Source organism: Pseudomonas sp. FG98, from assembly GCF_057808595.1.
The window spans coordinates 18,414-35,272 of sequence record NZ_JBMDIJ010000065.1 but is presented as its reverse complement, the minus strand read 5'-3'; the positions used below and the strand labels follow the sequence as shown (position 1 = coordinate 35,272).

The following is a 16,859-nucleotide window of genomic DNA, read 5'->3' as shown; positions in this document are numbered from 1 at the left end:
CAAGGTTCAGCGGTGTACGCGATACCTGTGGGAGCCGGCGTTGCCGGCGATGAGGCCCGCATGAACAACACAACACCCAACTATCAACGCCAGACGATAAAACCCGACTTCTATCATTGCCCGTGATAGTCACCTTCGCTTCGTTCGATTCGTCGCCACCCGCGCCTGAACGCAGAATCCGCCCACTATCAATACATTGGCGGAGTTCTCCATGGAGCAGTCACTCAAACCCTTGCGTTACCCCCTTGCCGCGTTGGCCCTTCTGGTAATGAGTGCCTGCGGCCGTACCCCGGAAGCCGTGCAGGCCCCTCAGGCGCCGAAGGTCAGCGTGGCCAAGGTGATCGAGCAGCCGATCAATGAATGGGACGAGTTCACCGGTCGCCTCGAAGCGCCGGAAACCGTCGAGGTCCGTCCCCGGGTCTCCGGCCAGATCGACCAGGTGGCCTTCACCGAAGGCGCCCAGGTGCAGAAAGGCGACCTGCTGTTCCAGATCGACCCGCGTCCGTTCCAGGCCGAGGTCCGCCGCCTCGAAGCCCAGTTGCAACAAGCCCGCGCCACCGCCATCCGCTCGGAAAACGAAGCCCAGCGCGGCGAACGCCTGCGCAACAGCAACGCGATTTCCGCCGAGCTGGCCGAGTCACGCACCAGCGCCGCCGCCGAAGCCCGTGCCGGCGTCGCAGCGATCCAGGCACAACTGGACCTGGCCAAGCTGAACCTGAGCTTCACCCGCGTCACGGCACCGATCAGTGGCCGGGTCAGCCGCGCCCAGTTCACCGCCGGCAATATCGTCACCGCCGATGTCACCGCGCTGACCAGCGTGGTCTCCACCGATCGCGTCTACGCCTACTTCGATGCCGACGAGCGCGTCTACCTCAAGTACACCCAACTGGCCCGCGACGGCCAGCGCGGCCAGAGCACCCCGGTTTACCTGGGCCTGTCCAACGAAACCGGCAACCCGCACCTGGGCCAGATGAACTTCGTCGACAACCAGGTCAACCCGAAGACCGGCACCATCCGCGGCCGCGCCGTGTTCGACAACCGCGACGGCCAGTTCACCCCCGGCCTGTACGCGCGTCTGAAGCTGGTCGGCAGCGCCACCTACGACGCCATGCTGATCAACGACGAAGCGGTCGGTACCGACCTGGGCAAGAAGTTCGTGCTGGTCATGGACAAGGACAACAACGCGGCCTACCGCCCGGTGGAGCTGGGTCCGAAACTGGAAGGCCTGCGCATCGTCCGCTCCGGTCTGAGCAAGGACGACCGCATCGTGGTCAAGGGCCTGCAACGGGTTCGCCCCGGTTCGCCGGTCACTCCTGAAGAAACGCCGATGGCCAGCGAAGCCACCCTCGCTGCCCTCGCCCAACAGCGCCAGGCCCTGGAAGCCGCCAACCGTCAGCCTGCCGATAACGGCAAGGCCGCGGTCAAGCTCGCCAGCGCCGCGACCCCACGCGGTTAAGGGACGACGACAATGAATTTTTCCAAGTTCTTCATCACCCGGCCGATCTTCGCCGCCGTGCTGTCGCTGCTGATCCTGATCGCCGGCGCCATCTCGCTGTTCCAGTTGCCGATCAGCGAATACCCGGAAGTGGTGCCACCCACCGTGGTGGTGCGCGCCAACTTCCCCGGCGCCAACCCCAAGGTGATCGGCGAGACCGTCGCCGCGCCGCTGGAACAGGCCATCACCGGTGTCGAGAACATGCTGTACATGTCCTCGCAGTCCACTGCCGACGGCAAGCTGACCCTGACCATCACCTTCGCCCTCGGTACCGACCTGGACAACGCCCAGGTCCAGGTGCAGAACCGCGTGACCCGGACCCAGCCCAAGCTGCCGGAGGAAGTGACGCGCATCGGTATCACCGTCGACAAGGCCTCGCCCGACCTGACCATGGTCGTGCACCTGACCTCGCCGGATAACCGCTACGACATGCTCTACCTGTCCAACTACGCCATCCTCAACATCAAGGACGAGCTGGCGCGCCTCGGTGGCGTCGGCGATGTGCAGCTGTTCGGCATGGGCGACTACTCGCTGCGGGTCTGGCTCGATCCGAACAAGACCGCCTCGCGCAACCTGACCGCCAGCGACGTGGTCACCGCCATTCGCGAACAGAACCGCCAGGTCGCCGCCGGCCAGCTCGGTGCGCCACCCGCGCCGAATGCCACCAGCTTCCAGCTGTCGGTCAACACCCAGGGCCGTCTGGTCAGCGAGGAAGAGTTCGAGAACATCATCATTCGCGCAGGCAGTGACGGCGAGATCACTCGCCTGAAGGACATCGCTCGCGTCGAGTTGGGCTCCAGCCAGTACGCCCTGCGTTCGCTGCTGAACAACCAGCCGGCGGTGGCCATCCCGATCTTCCAGCGTCCCGGCTCCAACGCCATCGAGATCTCCGACGAAGTGCGGGCGAAGATGGCCGAGCTGAAGCAGAGCTTCCCCGAAGGCATGGACTACAGCATCGTCTACGACCCGACCGTGTTCGTTCGCGGCTCGATCGAGGCGGTGGTGCATACCCTGTTCGAAGCGCTGATTCTCGTGGTGCTGGTGGTGATCCTGTTCCTGCAGACCTGGCGCGCCTCGATCATCCCGCTGGTGGCCGTACCGGTGTCGCTGATCGGTACCTTCGCGGTCATGCACCTGTTCGGCTTCTCGCTCAACGCCCTGTCGCTGTTCGGCCTGGTGTTGGCCATCGGTATCGTGGTGGACGACGCCATCGTCGTGGTAGAGAACGTCGAGCGTAATATCGAGCTCGGCCTCAAGCCGCTGGAAGCCACGCAAAAGGCCATGGGCGAAGTGACCGGGCCGATCATCGCCACCGCCCTGGTGCTGTGCGCGGTGTTCGTGCCGGCCGCGTTCATCTCCGGTCTTACCGGGCAGTTCTACAAGCAGTTCGCCCTGACCATCGCGATTTCCACGGTGATCTCGGCCTTCAACTCGCTGACCCTGTCGCCGGCCCTGGCTGCCGTATTGCTCAAGGGCCATCACGAGCCGAAGGACCGTTTCTCCCTGCTGCTGGAGCGCCTTCTGGGTGGCTGGCTGTTCCGTCCATTCAACCGCTTCTTCGAGCGTGCCAGCCATAGCTATGTCGGCACCGTCGGCCGGGTCATCCGCCGCAGCGGCGTGGCGCTGTTCGTCTACGCCGGCTTGATGGGCCTGACCTACCTCGGCTTCTCGTCCACCCCGACCGGCTTCGTTCCGGCCCAGGACAAGCAGTACCTGGTGGCCTTCGCCCAGTTGCCGGACGCGGCCAGCCTCGACCGCACCGAGGCGGTGATCAAGAAGATGAGCGAGATCGCCCTGAAGCAACCTGGCGTGGCCGACTCGGTAGCCTTCCCCGGCCTGTCGATCAACGGTTTCACCAACAGCCCGAACAGCGGCATCGTGTTCACCCCGCTCAAGCCGTTCGACGAGCGCAAGGACCCGAGCCAGTCGGCCGGCGCCATCGCCGCCGCGCTGAACGCGCAGTTCGCCGATATCCAGGACGCCTACATCGCCATCTTCCCGCCGCCGCCGGTACAGGGGCTGGGCACCATCGGCGGTTTCCGCCTGCAGATCGAGGACCGCGGCAACCTGGGTTACGAAGCGCTGTACAAGGAAGTGCAGAACGTCATCGCCAAGAGCCACAACGTGCCGGAGCTGGCCGGGCTGTTCACCAGCTACCAGGTCAACGTGCCGCAGGTGGATGCCGCCATCGACCGCGAGAAGGCCAAGACCCACGGCGTGGCGATCAACGATATCTTCGACACCCTGCAGATCTACCTGGGTTCGCTGTACGCCAACGACTTCAACCGCTTTGGCCGCACCTACCAGGTCAACGTCCAGGCCGAGCAGCAGTTCCGCCTCGACGCCGAGCAGATCGGCCAGTTGAAGGTACGCAACAACCAGGGCGAGATGATCCCGCTGGCGACCTTCATCAAGGTCAGCGACACCTCCGGGCCTGACCGCGTGATGCACTACAACGGCTTCATCACCGCCGAGATCAACGGTGCCGCAGCCCCGGGCTACAGCTCCGGCCAGGCGGAAAAAGCCATGGAGAAACTGTTGAAGGAAGAACTGCCCAACGGCATGACCTTCGAATGGACCGAGCTGACCTACCAGCAGATCCTTGCCGGTAACACCGCGCTGTTCGTCTTCCCGCTCTGCGTGCTGCTGGCCTTCCTGGTGCTGGCCGCCCAGTACGAAAGCTGGAGCCTGCCGCTGGCGGTGATCCTGATCGTGCCGATGACCCTGCTGTCGGCGATTACCGGGGTGATCCTGTCCGGTGGCGACAACAACATCTTCACCCAGATCGGCTTGATCGTATTGGTGGGGCTGGCGTGCAAGAACGCGATCCTGATCGTCGAGTTCGCCAAGGACAAGCAAGCCGAAGGGCTCGACCCGCTGGCTGCGGTATTGGAAGCCTGCCGCCTGCGTCTGCGGCCGATCCTGATGACCTCGTTCGCTTTCATCATGGGTGTGGTACCGCTGGTGTTCTCCTCCGGTGCCGGTGCGGAAATGCGTCATGCCATGGGCGTGGCGGTGTTCTCCGGGATGATCGGGGTGACCATCTTCGGCCTGCTGCTGACCCCGGTGTTCTTTGTTCTGATCCGTCGTTACGTCGAACGCAGCCAGGCGCGCAAGGCCGCGCGGCTGCCGACGCTGGAGAAACACGCATGAACCGCGTATCGATGACTGCAAGCAAATTGTGGCTGCCGAGCCTGCTGGTGCTGGCCCTGAGCGCCTGCGCCGTGGGCCCGGACTACAAGACCCCGGACACCGCCGCCGCCCACCTGGCCGCCGCCGACGGCCAGGCCGGCCTGGACCGCAACCGCTTCGAAAGCGCCTGGTGGCACCAGTTCGAAGACCCGGTGCTGGACCAGTTGGTGAGCCAGTCGCTCAACGGCAACCGTGACCTGCGGGTAGCCTTCGCCCGCCTCAAGGCCGCGCGCTCGATCCGCGAAGACGTCGACAACGACGCCCTCCCCACCGTGACCAGCCGTGCCAGCAGCAACCTCGGCAAGGGCCAGATTCCCGGCCAGACCGAGGACCGGGTCAATAGCGAGCGCTACGACCTGGGCCTGGACATGGCCTGGGAACTGGACCTGTTCGGCCGCATCCAGCGCCAACTGGAAGCCAGCGAAGCCCAGGAAGCCGCGGCCCAGGCCGACCTGCAGCAGTTGCAGGTCAGCCTGATCGCCGAACTGGTGGACGCCTACGGCCAACTGCGCGGCGCCCAGCTGCGCGAGAAGATCGCCCTGGCCAACCTGAAGACCCAGCAGGATTCCCGTGGCATCACCGAAACCCTGCGCGATGCCGGGGTGGGCAACGAGCTGGATGTGGTCCGCGCCGATGCCCGCCTGGCCGCAGTCGAGGCCAGCGTGCCGCAGTTGCAGGCTGAACAGGTGCGGGCACGCAATCGCATCGCCACCCTGCTCGGCCAGCGTCCCGACGCGCTAAGCGTCGACCTGTCGCCAAAGCAGTTGCCGGCGATTGCCAAGGCGCTGCCGGTGGGTGATCCGGGCGAGCTGCTGCAACGCCGTCCGGATATCCGCCGCGCCGAACGCCAACTGGCGGCGGCCACGGCCAATGTCGGCGTGGCCACTGCCGACCTGTTCCCACGGGTCAGCCTCAGCGGCTTCCTCGGCTTCACCGCCGGGCGTGGTTCGCAGATCGGCTCGTCGGCCGCCTCGGCCTGGGCCCTCGGCCCGAGCATCACCTGGGCGGCGTTCGACCTCGGCAGTGTGCGCGCCCGCCTGCGGGGCGCCAACGCCGAGGCCGAAGGCGCGCTGGCAACCTATGAGCAACAGGTGCTGCTGGCCCTGGAAGAATCGGAAAACGCCTTCAGCGACTACGGCAAGCGCCAGCAACGCCTGCTCTCGCTGCTCAAGCAGAGCGACGCCAGCCGCAAGGCCGCCGAGCTGGCCTCGATCCGCTACCGCGAAGGCACGGTGGACTACCTGGTGCTGCTGGATGCCGAGCGCGAGCGCCTGGCGGCGGAAGACGCCCAGGCCCAGGGCGAGGTCGAGCTGTATCGCGGCATCGTCGCCATCTACAAGGCACTCGGTGGTGGCTGGCAGACGGAGACCGTCGCGGCCAGGTGAAACAAGGCTCCTTTGGTTGGTTCACGCCGACCTTTTTGCCCCGCCGGCGCAAGCCTAGCGGGGCTTTTTTATGGGGTGTACCGACGGCCGACGCGGTCCCGGTGGGAGCTGCTTTAGCTGCGAAGGACCGCATCAGCGGTCCCGAAACCATCCAGCACGAGCCCATGACCAAGCCCGGCTGCGCGATGCATCGCAGCTAAAGCTGCTCCTACCTGGACCGCGCCGAGTGCAGATGCTGTGGCTGACCCATAACCCTGTGGGAGTCGGCTTGCCGACGATGAGACCGGCGGCCTCGACATCAATCTGGCTGGGCTGTGTTGTTGCGGGCCTCATCGCTGACAAGGCCAGCTCCCACAGGGTCGAGCACAAGTGCTGTGGCTGGCCCTTCCAGCAACCTGATCAGCGCCGCCGCCAACTCTCGCTCGCGAAACGGCTTGGCCAGTATCGCAAAACCGTGCAACTGCTCCGGCGCCAGATTGGCATAGCCGGTGATGATCAGCACCGGCAGACCGGGGAGTTGCTCACGCAGTTCCCCAGCCAGCTCAAGGCCGGTCTTTCCGGGCATCAACTGGTCGGTGATAAGCACATCGACCTGCACACCTTCGGCAATCCGTTGCAGGGCCGCACTCGCCGAGTCCACCTCGATCACCCGGTAGCCCAGTTCGCGCAGTTGCAAGGCAGTGGTCTCTCGCACCCGCTCGTCATCATCCACAAGCAGCAGTTGACACTCGCTGGCAACGCTACCCGCTTCGACCAAGGGTTCTTCATCTTGCACCGGCTCAGCAGTGATCGGCAGCCACAGGCTGACCCGGGTGCCCTCTCCCTCCTGCGACACGATGTCGATACCACCGCCGGATTGCATGGCCAGACCCTGCACCGTGGCCAGGCCCAAGCCGGTACCACGGTCGATGCCCTTGGTGGAATAGAAGGGCTCCATGCAGCGCTTGAGGGTTTCCAGGCTCATTCCGCTGCCGTTGTCGCTGACCGTGACGCAGATGTAACGCCCGGCCAGCAGACCCTTGACCCGCCCGCCGGCCACCTCTTCTTCCGCCGCTGCAATCTCCAGGCGACCACCACTGCCCATGGCATCGCGAGCGTTGAGGGCCAGGTTGAGCAGCGCCAGTTCCAGCTGATGAGGGTCGACCAGCAAGGTCGGCAAGCCGGCAGGAATATCGACGAGCACCTCGATGCGCGGCCCCAGTGAGCGCTCGATCAGTTCGCCCATGCCGCTGACCAGGCTCTGCAGATCGACGGGCTGGGGCTTGAGAGTCTGGCGCCGGGCAAAGGTCAGCAGGCGCCCGACCAGGCTGCGCGCCCGCTCCGCCGCATGCAGTGCGCCCTCGACCAGGACCTGCGAACGGTCGTCGGGGAGGCGTCGGCGGATCAGTTCGAGGGTGCCCATGATCGGCGTCAGCAGGTTGTTGAAGTCGTGGGCGATGCCACCGCTGAGCTGGCCGATGGTTTCCATCTTGCGCGCTTCATGATGCTCACTGACTTCAGCCTTGTAGCGCGCCACCATCAGCTCGACACGCTCCTCCAGACCGGCCTTCAACTCGCGCAGGCGGACCTCGGCACGCGAGCGTTCTATATGTGCCCAGCAGCGCTGCGCCACCTCCGCCAGCAGCGCCTGCTCATAGCGCGACCAGCGCCGCGGAGCACTGTCGTGCACGGCCATCAGCGCAGTCAGGCGCCCGTCCTTGACCAGTGGCATGCACAGGGTCGCGGCGATATGCAGCTCGCGCAACACCGCAGCGTCGGCGGGCTCCAGCTCGTCCAGGGTGTTGATCCGCACAGGCTTGCCGGCGCCGAGCCGGGTCGTGGCCACCTGGCCAAAGACGCTCAGGCGGTTGCGCCGGGGCAAACCACGGCTTTGCGCCGCAGCCCACTCGCCACGCACGGTCAGGCCATCCTGATCGGCATCCATATCGGCATAGGAACAACTCGACAGATTCAGGTGTTCGCCCAGCAGGCGCGTGGTGACGGCCATCACCGCATCGGGATCGGTGACATGGGCGGTTGCCCGGGACAAATCATCGAGAAAGCCCAGCTTGCGATTGGCCAGGACCGTCTCGGTGGTTTCGGTGACCGTATCCAGCATGCCCACCACCCTCCCCCTGCCGTCGCGGATCGGGCTGTAGCAGAAGGTGAACCAGGCCTGCTCCGGACTGCCGCTACGCTCGACGCTCAGAGGAAAGTGCTCGATGTAGGTGGCTTTGCCAGCGAGGGCCTGCTGCGCAATAGGCCGGATATCGTCCCAGACCTCGTGCCACACCTCGCCGAACGGAACGCCCAGCGCCGACGGCTTGTTACCGAGAATCGGAATGAAGGCATCGTTGTGCAGGGTGATAAGGTCGTCACCCCACATCACCGCCTGGGGAAAGCTGGAGTCGAGGCACAGGGACACCGTGGTCTTGAGCACCTCGGGCCAATCTGCCATCGGCCCGAGGGAGGTCGCGGCCCAGTCGTAGCGGCGAATCCGTTCGGCCATTTCGCCCACAGCCTGGAGCCATTGGTTCATGTGTCGTTTCCTGCGGGTGGGGGCTCGCGCAATGCGGGTACACCGGGTATCGATGGCGACGGTAGATTGCACACCACCCAGGAAAGTTCACTGGCGATTAGCCATAACCCTATCACAGGCTACGAAAAACGCAGGCTCCAGGCAGTCGCTCACTCCAGCGACAGGCCGGCCAGCAAGGCGAGGTTGCAATAGTCCATCCCGCCGGCGACCGAGGCCAGGTACTGATCGATCGCGGTTTCGTCATCGACCATGGCCAACATCTGCCGATGACGCTGGCGGGCCAACCGCGAGGTGGCAGCCGTGCCCGGCGCCAGGGCCAGCTGGATCAGCGCCTCCTTGGCATGCTCGGGGATTTCCCGGTAGTAACGATAATCGGCCATGCCCTGCAGCAGGACCCGGTCGAGCAGGATGAAACTGCCGGTGGGCAGGGTCTGCGGATCCTCGGTGCGGCTCAGGGCCATATCGACCTTGCGCCCGCCGAGCTCGACCCAGGCATGGGAGGCAACACCCTGCCAGGAGTCCTCGCCAACCCAGCCGACGATCACATCGACCTCGATATTGCGTTGCTTCTTCAAATAGCGTTTAAGGAAGAACGACAGGTGATAACAACCACCCCACATGCCGCCTTCCATCACCAGCTTCTGATGGATCCTGCTGGCTACCTCGACAACCTGCCGCTCGTCGCTCGAAAGCGACAGCAGCCATGTCCGATCCAGTGCTTCAAACTTTTCTGCCTGCAACTTGCGTTGGCGCGCCTGCCCCATGTCTTTGCTTCCTGCAAAGTGACTCGTGCAGGAAAAACTAGCCAGCGCCCCAATGCCTGACAAATGAAAGATTGGCGAACAAAGCAATCTTCATCTAAAGCGTGACGGAATTAACTTTCCGTTCATGAACGGGCCGAAAAGTTTAATTTTTCGGCGTTCCAGACGGGTTCGTCGCCCGGGCGGTTCTGGCGCGCAACACGGCGAAAAAGACATTCGGCAGCATCATGATCGCCAGCATCCCCCAGAAGCCGACCTTGCCGGCCTCGTGCAACGCTGCGCCCAGGGCGATGAACACCAGCAGCAGGACAAAACGCAGCGATACGAATTTTTCCAGGCCTCTCACTTCCACTCCCCGGAATCATTTGGACAGGGCCGCACATGGTACATGGTTGCCTGCACGCAGCGCTGCCCGCTGTCGTCCGTGGTTGCGGGAGCGCCGTGGGTACGGGTGGGAGTTTCCTGCAGGATCATTAGCGGTGGTATTCCTGGCCACCGTGATAGCCATCGTAGTAGTGGCGGTGATGGTGGCCGTCATGCCAATACGGCCAGCAGCCATTGAGGAGGAGGACGGCGGATGCGATTGCCAGCCAAGCGGTTGTGCGTTTCATCGAGTGATCTCCAGCCAGGAGAAACCTGGCACTGCACAGGTTTTGACTGTGGATGTAACTCAATATTTCAATGAGGTTTGGGCCGTCTGTCTTCTTTAATGGAGAGAGCCCGGCTGCGGGATTGTCAGTCCCCACCAAATCATTGGTTGATGCGGAAACGGTGATCCACCCTGCGGAAATGATCAGACTTTTCTGCGCAAACTAAAAAGCCCCGCAGACGTTAATCTGCGGGGCTTTGAATAGTGGAGGCCGAGGTCGGAATCGAACCGGCGTAGACGGATTTGCAATCCGGAGCATAACCACTTTGCTACTCGGCCTCATGAGCTTTGAAATCTTTCGATTTCTCTAACTCGTTGAAAACGTTGAGTTTTTTATTTCTCGTCGCTTTCGATGGACGCCATTATGTCCATATTCCCCCATGCTGGCAACCCCCTGATTTAAAAAAAGTTTCTGCTCGGGAAGCGGGACGGTTTTCGCCTGGAAACCGCCCTGCTGCCTGGCTTTGCCGTCAGGCGGCCTCGCGCTGGCCGTTGGTGCGGGTGACTTCGAACAGGCCGACCAGTTTCTGCAGCTTGTTGGCATTGAGCCTGACCGTTTCCGCGCTGGCGTGGAGGACGTTGACGGTCTGGTGCATCTCCAGCGAGGACTGGTCGACTTCCTTGATGGTCCGGCCGTAATCCAGGCTGCGCTGGTTGAGCTGCTGGATGATGTGGAACATGTTTTCCACCGCCTGGTGCAATTGCACGTTTTCCGACGAGGCCTGCTCGGCGAGCCCCAGGCTTTGGTCGACGTTGTTCACGCCATCCTCCATGAAGCCCACCGCCTTGCGGGTTTCACCTTGCAGGCTTTCCACCGTGACCCGGATCTCCTCGGCAGCGCTGGAGGTGCGCGCGGCCAGGCTGCGCACTTCGTCGGCGACCACGGCGAAACCACGACCATGCTCCCCTGCCCTGGCCGCCTCGATGGCAGCATTGAGCGCAAGCAGGTTGGTCTGGTTGGTGATGTCGCTGATCAGGCCGCTGATCTTGCCGATCTCCGCCATGCGACTGTCGAGCAACTGCACGCTGGAGGCCGAGCGCTCGACCACGTCGCGGATCGATTGGGTGCCCTGCTGCACGGTGAGGAACTGCTCGCGGGCACGCTCGACCACTTCGTCCATGGCCTGCTTCATTTGCTCCGCCCCGGCGGAAGCCTGCTGGATTTCGCCAAGCTGCTCTTCGACGATGACCATCATCCGGTGCACCGCGTCGGCCACTTCCATGGAAGTGCTGCTGGCCTTGCGGCTGCGGCCGATCATCATCTGGTTGGTGGTGCCGACGCTATGGCTGGCCTTGACCACCTGCCCCACCACCGAGTCGAGGTGGTCGATGAAGCTGTTGATCCAGCGCCCCATATCGCCGGTTTCGTCATTGGCCATGCGCGTTGGATCGAGGCGCTGGCGCAGGTTGCCCTCGCCTTCGGCAATGGTGCGGATCACCCCGGTCATTTCCGTGAGCCGAGCCGCCAGGCGTTTCGGCCCGACGGTGCTGAAGACCACGGCGGCGATCAGCAGACTGCCAGCTTCGCAGAGGTCGATCAGGTGCTGCGGCAGGCCGCTGTAGTGCTGCACCCCATAGTTGCAGGCAAACAGCCCGAGCATCGTGGCCAGGTAGGGCTTCATCAACCCGTAGCTGAGGGAGCGACGGCGATAGACCTCTTCCAGGTCGGCCTCGCACATCATGCCCCAGCGGTCCGGCGAGCCCGGCAGTTGAAAGGTCACGCCCTTGCCCACCACCGGGATATGCCGGTAGTCGGAGTAGCCCGGGTAGGTGACGAACAGGTTCGAGCCGTTGCGGATGGTTTCCCGCACACCGGGGTGCAGTTGCTGGGTGGCCGGGTCGGTGAAGCGCAGTTCCAGCTCGGTGTGGCGCTGCACCTGCACGGTTTTCCAGCGGGTGTGCACGCCACTCTTGAGGTTCTCGCCGTGGCTGAAGGTGCCGTCCTCGAAGCGCGAGCGCGACAGCGCCACTCCCGGCTGCAAATTGCGGTCGAAGCGCGACTGGACCATGAACAGGTAGTTGTCCCCCGACTCGGCAAAGATATGCCCGGCCTCGCGCTGGATCAGGTCGCCCAGCACATCGTTGGGCACCCGCCCGCACAGGCAGCCGAGGGTTTTTCCAGCGACTTTCAGCGGCTGGTAGAACATCAGCGTGACTTCGTCGTGGAAGCGCGACGACGACGGACCGATGGCCAGGGTCAGCGGATCGCTGTAGGGGCCGTGGAGAAAAGGCGCCTTCAGGCCCTCGGCCAGGGCTGCGGGATTGAGCGCGCGCGGCTGGGTGCCGTTCCAGGTCGACGCCAGCAGCATGCCCGCCGTGTCGACGACAAAGAGCTCGGAGAAGTCCTCGGCCTGCTGCAGTTTGTCTTGCAGGGCCTGGCTATCGACACCGGTGAGGTCGCCCAGGCCCTGAGCCAGCTCGGCGAGATGCTCCCACTGCTCCAGAGCCCAGCCATTGAGCAGCTTGACCCGGGTTTCGGCGATGGCTTCGAAGGTCTGTTCGATGACCGGATAGGCCGTACGGTTGACCCGACAGGCCCAGCCCATGGCCAGCTTGCCGGTCTTGCCGAACCACGGCAGCCAGCGGCGTTCTTCACCGGATAAATGCATGGAGTTGCTTGATAGCGACATAGACCTCTCCAATGGCGACATTGTTTTGAGTTTGGAGAGGCAACTAACAGGCCAAGAGCAAAGCTAGCTAACGAATTGACCTATAAAACTGGCTTTCTGCCATCGCCCGGCAGATAAATGCGATTCGTTCCTGATTAGCCCGGGGCAATTTGCCCCAAAGGGGGGCAGGCTCGCCATCAGGATTGTCATAACAGTGCAATTTCAATGAGTTAGCTCAGGCACCGGAGGCCAGGGCCCAATCGCTCGCCCGGCGGCTATAGGGGGTTGGTTCGTCGCTCACCCGTCGTTCTTCGTGGTTGATGAACAAGCCCAATTGCGCTGCCCGGGCGATGGCCGCCACCTTGTTCTGCACGCCGAGCTTGACGATGGTATTGCGCGAGTGGAAGTTCACCGTCGATTCCGACAGGTGAAGGATGTCGGCCACTTCCTCGGCGGTCTTGCCGATGGCCGACCAGTGCAGCACCTCGATCTCGCGGGTGGTCAGGTGCAGGTCCTCGATGCGGCGCTTGAGGTCGTCGACCTGCTGCATATGGATCAGGTTGCACAACAGCAGGACCTGCCCGGCCTTCTCGTACCATTCCTCGTCGGAAATCGGGCCCTGCTCGCGCGCCACGTCGAGGATGCTGAACACCCCTTCCGAATGCGCCCCCTGGGACCAGCCATGGCACAGCCCGAACGCCTGGGCGTCATCCCACAGGCCGGGGGCGGCACGAAAGAACCCTTCATTCCAGGAGATCGGCAGGATCGATCGGCGGCAGTGCTCGATGCGCGGATCGATGTCCATGTACTTGCTCGATCTGTAACGCTGGATCCAGCCCGCCGGCCAGGTGCTCCACAGCAACGGTCGCGGGTCGAAGCTGGTCCAGCAGGTGAATCCGAAGAAATCGAATCCCAACTGCACGATCAAGCCGTGCAGCATGCCAAAACGCAGATTGGGAGAGACTTCTCGTGCCAAAACATTCAATACGTCGGCACTGAACGGCATGGTGCACCTCTTGTAGTCAGCGCGAGGGTCCCTCCCGGATGCGCTTGGGTGGCAGATGGATAGAGCGGTAGCAGGTTGAGGCTAGTGGCGAGGCGAAGCGGCCACAACAGGCTTTTGGATATATATCGAAAGCATGCTGAAAAGGACGAAAAGGCTCTGGATCAACTGTTTCAGCGAGAGCACGGCGCAGCGACCGAACGTCGGGCGAGTTGAACTTTCAGCGCTTGGGGGGGACAACACCGGGGCCGCCTTGCGGCCCCGGCAGCAGTCAGACCTTGAACTTGGAAATCATCATGTTCAGCTCGACCGCCAGCCGCGACAGTTCCTGGCTCGCGGCATTGGTCTGGTTCGCCCCCGCCGAGGTCTGCATCGACAGGTCGCGGATATTCACCAGGTTGCGGTCGACTTCCCGCGCCACCGACGCCTGCTCTTCCGAGGCACTGGCGATCACCAGGTTGCGCTCGTTGATCGAGGCGATGGCCTCGGCGATGACCTTCAGCGCCTCGTCCGCCGCCTGGGCTACCACCAGGGTCTGGCTGGCCTGGCTCTGGCTGCTGTGCATGGTGCTGACCGCACGATGGGTGCCGGCCTGCACGCCGCCGATCATCTGCTCGATTTCCTCGGTGGACTGCTGGGTGCGGTGCGCCAGGGCGCGCACTTCATCGGCGACCACGGCGAAACCACGCCCCGCCTCCCCGGCCCGTGCCGCTTCGATGGCCGCGTTGAGGGCCAGCAGGTTGGTCTGGTCGGCGATGGAGCCGATCACATCGAGTACCCGGCTGATGTCGTTGACGTGATTGGCCAGGTCCTCGACTTCCTGGGCGGTCTCGCCGACATCGCTGACCAGGTTCTGGATCGACGCCAGGGCCTGGTCGACCTGGGCCCGGCCATGCTGGGTGGTGTCGTCGGCGCGACGCGAGGCATCGGAAGTGGTCACCGCGTTGCCGGCGACTTCCTCGACGGCAGCGGTCATCTCGTTGACCGCAGTGGCCGCCTGCTCGATCTCGGCACTTTGTTGCAACAGGCCGCGGCTGGTGTCGTCGGTGACCGCGTGCAGCTCCTCCGAAGCGGAGGCCAGGCGGTCGGAGGACTCGGCGATCTGGCGGATGGTGGTGCGCAGGCGTTCCTGCATGGTGCGCATCGACTCCAGCAGCAGCGCCGGCTCGTCCTTGCCGTAGACATTGATTTCCTGGGTCAGGTCGCCATGGGACACCCGGTCGGCGACCACCACCGCCTCATGCAGCGGCAGGACGATGCTGCGGGTCAGCACGGCGGCGATGGCGATCATGCTCAGCAGGATCACCGCCAGGGTCACGGCCATGATCACCACGGCGCGGTCGTAGGCCTCGCCGCTGACCCGGCCCGACTCCACCAGGCCATCGTAGTTGTAGCGGATCAGGTTGCTGAGGTCGTTCATCATCTCGTCGGCGTAGCCCACGATCGGCCCGTTGAGCAGGTCGGTGGCCTGGTCGGGGTGCTCGGCGCGCACTGCGTCGAGCAGCAACGCCTGCTGTTCGGAGTACTTGCCATAGGCCGCCGTGAACGCCTCGAACAGCTCGCGGTTGCGCGCGGTGTCGATGGCGTCCTGGTAGGACTTGAGGTTCTTGCTGATCTGCTGCTGGCGCTCGCTGATCATGTCCAGGGTGTGCTGGCGCTCTTCGGCATCGCGCAGCAGGATCGAGCGCAGCGTCAGCGCGCGTACCCGACCGAGGGCCAGGCCGACCTCGGCCAGGGCATGGCTGCCCGGTTGCCAGTAGCCGGTGATCTTCTTGGTCGAGGAATCCATTTTCTCCGCTTCGAAAATGGCGACCGCGCCCAGCAGCACTACAAGCACCGCCAGGATTGCGAAAGCGAACCCGGCTCTGGCGCCGATGGAGAGATTTCTGACCCGCATTGACCGTTCCTCGAATGTCCGCGCCGGCCTGGGGGTGTCCAGTGGCCAGGCGGATAAAGCCTTGGAGCCCACGGGCACGGCGCGACGGCGCCGGCGACTGAGGGCGTGGTGCACACAAAGGCTTTTGCCGCGCAGGGCGGTCATTTCTAGTCAGGTCGGAAGCCCGATTTATGGGGAAGGCATTCTACGGAAGTGGCTATATGATGGCAAACAGCCTTGTAGTGTTCTCCTGGGCCTCATCGCTGGCAACGCCAGCTCCCACAGTTATTGTGTGCACCGCGAATCCTGTGGGAGCTGGCATTGCCAGCGATGAGGCCTTCAAGCACTACACAAAGGCATCGGCGTAAAAATCGGCCTCCAGCAACCCCCGCTCCACCACATACTCGCGCCTTGCCGAATCGACCACGATCGGCGCCCCGCAGGCATACACCTCGAAGCCCTTGAGGCTGTGGAAATCCTGCATCACCTGGCGATGCACAAAACCGGTCGCCCCCTGCCAATCGCAGGCCTCGGTCGGCTCGGATAACACCGGCGTATAGCGCAACCAAGGCAACTCCGCTTCCCAGGCCAGCAACTGCGCATGCCGGTACAGGTCCTCACGCCGCCGCCCGCCCCAATAGAGGTAGACGGGCCGCCGGTTGCCCTGCTCGCGCAACTGTTCGAGCAACGCCTGGATCGGCGCAAAGCCGGTGCCGCTGGCAAGAAACACCATGGGCGCCTCGCCCTCACGGAGGAAGAACGAACCAAACGGCCCCTCCATGCGCAGGATCGCCTTGGGTTGCAGGGCATTGAACACATGCCCGCTGAACACCCCGCCAGGCATATGGCGGATATGCAGTTCCAGTTGCTGCTCGCGGGCGGCGGCGGTGGCCATGGAATAGCTGCGCCGGCTGCCGTCCTTGAGCAGCACCTGCACGTACTGGCCGGGGAAGTAGTTGAAGGCACTCCCTGGTGCCAGCATCAGGCGCAATACAGCGACGTCATGGCTGACCTTGTCGATGCTGGCGACGCGCACGCCCATCTGCTGGATGCTGATGCCGCGCAGCTCGGTGACTTCGGGGGCGTCGATCACCAGGTCGGACCTGGCCCGCGCGCAGCAGAACAGGGCCAGGCCCCGCTCGCGCTCGGCCGGGCTGAGCACGTCCAGCGGGCTATCGCCGTGATCGACCTCGCCGCTCTGCACGCGGCCCTTGCAACTGCCACAGGTGCCGGTGCGGCAGCTGTGCTTGAGCATCAGGCCATCGGCCAGGGCGGCGTCGAGGATGGTCTGGTCAGGGGTGACCGGGCAGCTCAGGCCGACCGGCTGGATATTCAGGGTGTACGTCATGGTCTGGGCCTCTTGCAGTGTTT

11 protein-coding genes and 1 tRNA gene are annotated in these 16,859 nt (G+C 63.9%); 3 read left to right on the top strand and 9 right to left on the bottom strand.

Annotation, left to right across the window (positions count from 1 at the left end; translation table 11 throughout):
* The first annotated feature begins 211 nt into the window (after positions 1 to 211).
* Genes mexE through ACODSK_RS25505 form a run of 3 tightly spaced genes read left to right on the top strand, consistent with a single transcriptional unit; the run spans position 212 to position 6,072 of the window.
* Positions 212 to 1,456: a multidrug efflux RND transporter periplasmic adaptor subunit MexE gene (gene mexE, locus ACODSK_RS25515; RefSeq protein ID WP_489019873.1), complete on the top strand. Its 1,245-nt coding sequence runs from the start codon at positions 212 to 214 to the stop codon at positions 1,454 to 1,456.
* A 12-nt stretch (positions 1,457 to 1,468) separates the two neighbouring features.
* On the top strand, positions 1,469 to 4,648 hold the full coding sequence (locus ACODSK_RS25510) for an efflux RND transporter permease subunit (RefSeq protein WP_489019872.1): 3,180 nt from the start codon (positions 1,469 to 1,471) through the stop codon (positions 4,646 to 4,648).
* Positions 4,645 to 6,072, top strand: a complete 1,428-nt coding sequence (locus ACODSK_RS25505; RefSeq protein WP_489019871.1) for an efflux transporter outer membrane subunit — start codon at positions 4,645 to 4,647, stop codon at positions 6,070 to 6,072. The genes ACODSK_RS25510 and ACODSK_RS25505 overlap by 4 nt, the downstream gene beginning before the upstream one ends.
* 298 nt (positions 6,073 to 6,370) lie before the next feature.
* On the opposite strand, the gene ACODSK_RS25500 is transcribed toward ACODSK_RS25505, so the two are convergent.
* From ACODSK_RS25500 to ACODSK_RS25460, 9 genes are all read right to left on the bottom strand, one after another.
* Positions 6,371 to 8,590 carry a GAF domain-containing hybrid sensor histidine kinase/response regulator gene (locus ACODSK_RS25500; RefSeq protein WP_489019870.1) on the bottom strand — a complete coding sequence of 740 codons (2,220 nt, stop codon included), beginning with the start codon at positions 8,588 to 8,590 and terminating at the stop codon, positions 6,371 to 6,373.
* Between the two features lie 149 nt (positions 8,591 to 8,739).
* Positions 8,740 to 9,354, bottom strand: coding sequence for a hypothetical protein (locus ACODSK_RS25495; protein ID WP_489019869.1), 615 nt, complete (start codon positions 9,352 to 9,354; stop codon positions 8,740 to 8,742).
* 142 nt (positions 9,355 to 9,496) lie between these two features.
* Positions 9,497 to 9,697 (bottom strand): hypothetical protein, encoded by a 201-nt coding sequence (locus tag ACODSK_RS25490; RefSeq protein WP_489019868.1) that lies wholly within the window; start codon positions 9,695 to 9,697, stop codon positions 9,497 to 9,499.
* A 127-nt stretch (positions 9,698 to 9,824) separates the two neighbouring features.
* On the bottom strand, positions 9,825 to 9,962 hold the full coding sequence (locus ACODSK_RS25485) for a hypothetical protein (protein WP_489019867.1): 138 nt from the start codon (positions 9,960 to 9,962) through the stop codon (positions 9,825 to 9,827).
* Positions 9,963 to 10,205: 243 nt separating this feature from the next.
* A tRNA-Cys gene (locus ACODSK_RS25480) sits at positions 10,206 to 10,279 on the bottom strand.
* 191 nt (positions 10,280 to 10,470) lie between these two features.
* Positions 10,471 to 11,121: a methyl-accepting chemotaxis protein gene (locus tag ACODSK_RS25475; protein ID WP_489019874.1), complete on the bottom strand. Its 651-nt coding sequence runs from the start codon at positions 11,119 to 11,121 to the stop codon at positions 10,471 to 10,473.
* Between the two features lie 1,723 nt (positions 11,122 to 12,844).
* A complete protein-coding gene (locus ACODSK_RS25470; RefSeq protein WP_489019866.1) occupies positions 12,845 to 13,615 on the bottom strand; it encodes an autoinducer binding domain-containing protein in 771 nt (256 codons plus the stop codon).
* Between the two features lie 268 nt (positions 13,616 to 13,883).
* Positions 13,884 to 15,509 (bottom strand): methyl-accepting chemotaxis protein, encoded by a 1,626-nt coding sequence (locus ACODSK_RS25465; RefSeq protein ID WP_489019865.1) that lies wholly within the window; start codon positions 15,507 to 15,509, stop codon positions 13,884 to 13,886.
* A gap of 325 nt (positions 15,510 to 15,834) precedes the next feature.
* Positions 15,835 to 16,836, bottom strand: a complete 1,002-nt coding sequence (locus ACODSK_RS25460) for a CDP-6-deoxy-delta-3,4-glucoseen reductase (RefSeq protein ID WP_489019864.1) — start codon at positions 16,834 to 16,836, stop codon at positions 15,835 to 15,837.
* Positions 16,837 to 16,859 lie beyond the last annotated feature (23 nt).